This is a genomic window from Mycobacterium sp. (genome assembly GCF_049802695.1).
Taxonomy (GTDB): domain Bacteria; phylum Actinomycetota; class Actinomycetes; order Mycobacteriales; family Mycobacteriaceae; genus Mycobacterium.
On record NZ_JBARMY010000215.1, the window covers coordinates 1 to 3,823 of the forward strand.

Annotated in this window: 2 protein-coding genes and 2 pseudogenes; 3 read left to right on the forward strand and 1 reads right to left on the reverse strand. The window is 65.4% G+C overall.

Going from position 1 to position 3,823, the window contains the following annotated elements; translation table 11 throughout:
* Window positions 1-341: pseudogene (locus WA317_RS08800) on the reverse strand (hypothetical protein); the annotation flags it as partial.
* 205 nt (window positions 342-546) lie between these two features.
* Here WA317_RS08800 and glf point away from each other — a divergent pair.
* From glf to WA317_RS08815, 3 genes and pseudogenes are all read left to right on the forward strand, one after another.
* Complete coding sequence (gene glf, locus WA317_RS08805) at window positions 547-1,743, forward strand: UDP-galactopyranose mutase (RefSeq protein WP_425172666.1); 1,197 nt, start codon at window positions 547-549, stop codon at window positions 1,741-1,743.
* Window positions 1,740-3,644, forward strand: coding sequence for a glycosyltransferase (locus WA317_RS08810; RefSeq protein ID WP_425172667.1), 1,905 nt, complete (start codon window positions 1,740-1,742; stop codon window positions 3,642-3,644). The genes glf and WA317_RS08810 overlap by 4 nt, the downstream gene beginning before the upstream one ends.
* A pseudogene (locus tag WA317_RS08815) lies at window positions 3,637-3,823 on the forward strand (phosphatase PAP2 family protein); the annotation flags it as partial. The gene WA317_RS08810 and the pseudogene WA317_RS08815, both read left to right, overlap by 8 nt.

Genomic DNA, 3,823 nt, shown 5'->3' on the forward strand with positions numbered 1-3,823 from the left:
GCCGACGGCAGCGCGCCGGGCGCGGTCAGGCCCGGGCTTGTCAGGCCAGGAGCGGTCAGGCCGGGCGAAGCGAGCCCCGGCGAGATAGTGGAGCTCCCGGTCAGGCTGGGGATGGGCGGCAGGTTGACCCCGAACTGCGACAGACCCTGAGACAGGGCGGACAGCAGCTCATTGGGCAGATCCTCCATCACGGCCGCCCGCACGAATTCCCGGTGCTCGGGCGCGGGCTTGATGTCGGACGTCAGCCCGGACACGGCTACATAAGCGAATGGACTCGTGACGGCCAGAGCGGCGATCGCGCTCATGGCTGTCGAGAGCCTGCGTCGACGTCGGTTCGGCACGGAAGTCTCCTCAATCTGGACTGCGGATGTGGTTGTCGCCACCTCGGTGGCCTTACAAAATCGATGGTACTGATGTTGTTAGCGGTACTCGTGTGGCGATATCGAATCGTGAGGCAATCGCGACAAAGGCCTGTAACGATCGGTCTGAACTCCACAGCGCTGCCAAGCGGGTTACGGCGGCCGGGTCGGATACCCTAGGCAACCGATGACTTCTCGCTTCGACCTCTTCGTCGTCGGCTCCGGATTCTTCGGCCTGACGGTTGCCGAGCGCGTCGCTACCCAACTCGGCAAGCGGGTGCTCGTCGTCGAGAAGCGCCCGCACCTCGGCGGCAACGCCTACTCCGAAATCGAGCCGCAGACCGGAATCGAGCTGCACAAATACGGGGCCCACCTGTTCCACACCTCGAACAAGAGGGTGTGGGACTACGTGCGGCAGTTCACCGAGTTCACCGGGTACCAGCACCGCGTGTTCGCGCTGCACGACGGGCAGGCCTACCAATTCCCGATGGGCCTGGGCCTGGTCTCGCAGTTCTTCGGCCGCTACTTCAGCCCGGACGAGGCGCGCCGGCTGATCGCCGAGCAGGCCGCCGAGATCGACACCGCCCACGCCGAGAACCTCGAAGAGAAGGCCATCTCACTGATCGGTCGGCCGCTCTACGAGGCGTTCGTCAAGGGTTACACCGCCAAGCAATGGCAGACCGACCCCAAAGAACTACCGGCCGCCAACATCACCCGTCTGCCGGTGCGCTACACCTTCGACAACCGATACTTCAACGACACTTACGAGGGGCTGCCGGTCGACGGCTACACCGCCTGGTGTGAGAACATGGCCGCCGACGAGCGCATCGAAGTCCGGCTGAACACCGACTGGTTCGACGTGCGCGACGACCTGCGTGGAGAGTCCCGGTCAGCTCCTGTCGTTTACACCGGCCCCCTGGACCGCTACTTCGACTACGTCGACGGCCGGTTAGGCTGGCGCACACTCGATTTCGAGGTCGAAGTGTTGACCGACTGCGGTGATTTCCAAGGCACCCCAGTGATGAACTACAACGACCTCGACGTGCCCTACACCCGGATACACGAATTTCGCCACTTCCACCCTGAGCGGGACTACCCGGGCGACAAGACCGTGATCATGCGCGAATACTCGCGCTTCGCCGACGACGACGACGAGCCCTACTACCCGATCAACACCGAGGCAGACCGTGCCTTGCTGGCCGCTTACCGCTCGAGGGCCAAAGCAGAAACCGCGTCGTCGCGGGTGCTGTTCGGCGGGCGGCTGGGCACCTACCAATACCTGGACATGCACATGGCCATCGCGAGCGCACTGAACATGTATGACAACACCCTCGCGCCGCATCTGCGAGACGGGGCGGCGCTAGACGAAGGTATCCGCGCATGACTCAATCCGCTGTCAGCCTGTTGGCCCGTGTCATCCTGCCGCGGCCGGGTGAACCGCTCGACGTGCGCAAGCTCTACGTGGAGGAGTCGACGACCAACGCCCGGCGTGCGCACGCGCCGACCCGCACCACGCTGCAGATCGCCGCCGAGTCCGAGGTGTCGTTCGCCAGTTACTTCAACGCTTTTCCGGCCAGCTACTGGCGGCGCTGGAGCACATTGACCTCGGTGGTGCTGCATGCCGAGCTGACCGGCGCCGGCCGCGTCGACGTCTACCGGACCAAAGCCACCGGCGCCCGGATCTATATCGACGGCCGCGGCTTCAACGGCAGCACCGACGAGCCCGCGGTGGTGGAGTTCGAGGTGGGGCTGCAGCCGTTCGAGGACGGTGGCTGGATCTGGTTCGACGTCACCACTGACAGCGACGTCACGCTGCGTAGCGCGGGGTGGTACTCCGCCGTGCCGGCGCCGGGCGTCGCGAATGTCGCCGTCGGCATCCCGACGTTCAACCGCCCCGCGGACTGCGTCAACGCGCTGCGCGCGCTGACCACAGAAGCGCTGGTCGACAACGTCGTAGGTGCGGTCATCGTGCCGGATCAGGGCACAGCCAAGGTGCGCGACCATCCCGACTTCGCCGCGGCCGCCGAGCCGCTGGGCAATCGGCTCTCCATCCACGACCAACCCAACCTCGGCGGATCCGGTGGCTACAGCCGGGTGATGTACGAGGCGCTGAAGAACACCGACTGCCAACAGATCTTGTTCATGGACGACGACATCCGCCTCGAGCCCGACACGATCCTGCGGGTGCTGGCGATGAGCCGCTTCGCCAAGACACCGATGCTGGTGGGCGGTCAGATGCTAAACCTGCAGGAGCCGTCGCACCTGCACATCATGGGTGAGGTGGTGGACCAGGAGAACTTCATGTGGACCGCCGCGCCGCATGCCGAATACGACCATGACTTCGCCAAACACCCTTTGAGTGACGACAATGCGCGCAGCAAACTGCTGCATCGGCGCATCGACGTGGACTACAACGGCTGGTGGACCTGCATGATCCCGCGGCACGTCGCCGAGGAGTTGGGCCAGCCGCTGCCGCTCTTTATCAAATGGGATGACGCCGACTACGGGCTGCGCGCCGCGGAGAACGGCTACCCGACGGTGACGTTGCCGGGTGCGGCGATCTGGCACATGGCCTGGAGCGACAAAGACGACGCCATCGACTGGCAGGCCTATTTTCACCTGCGCAACCGGCTGGTGGTGGCCGCCATGCACTGGGACAACGACGACGTCTCCGGACTGATCGGCAGCCACCTCAAGGCCACCCTCAAACACCTTGCCTGCCTCGAGTATTCGACCGTGGCGATTCAGAACAAGGCCATCGACGACTTCCTGGCCGGTCCAGAGCACATCTTTTCCATCCTGGCCACGGCGCTGCCCGACGTGCACCGCCTGCGCAAGCAGTATCCGGACGCGGTAGTTCTCTCGGCGGCCAGCGAGCTGCCGTCACCGTCGCAGCTGCACCGGGCGATGAAGCCGCCGGTCAACCCGTTGGCCATCGGTTACCGGCTCGCACGCGGTGTCATCCACAACGCAAAGAAGACTGACCCGACACACCATCAACGCCCGCAGTGCAATGTGCCGACCCAGGATGCCCGGTGGTTCCTGCTGTGCACGCTCGACGGCGCCACCGTCACCACGGCCGACGGCCGCGGCGTTGTCTACCGGCAGCGGGATCGGGCCAAGATGATCTCGCTGCTGTGGCAGTCACTGCGCCGCCAACGCGAACTGGCGCGCCGGTTCGACGAACTGCGCACCACCTACCGCGACGCGCTGCCGGTGCTGTCCAGCAAGCAGAAGTGGGAGACGGTGCTGCTGCCCGGAAACGACGTGCAGGGCGATGGCTGACTTCAAGCCCGAATCTGTGTCCGAAAGGCCCGGCGGCGAGGTGGCAGCGCTGGTGGCCCTGCAGTCCGCACTGGCCGGCCGCCCCGGCGTGCTGGCGACGGCGCGGGGCCTGTCGCATTTCGGCGAGCACAGTATCGGCTGGCTCGTGGTATCGCTGCTCGGCGCGGTCGTGCAGCCAC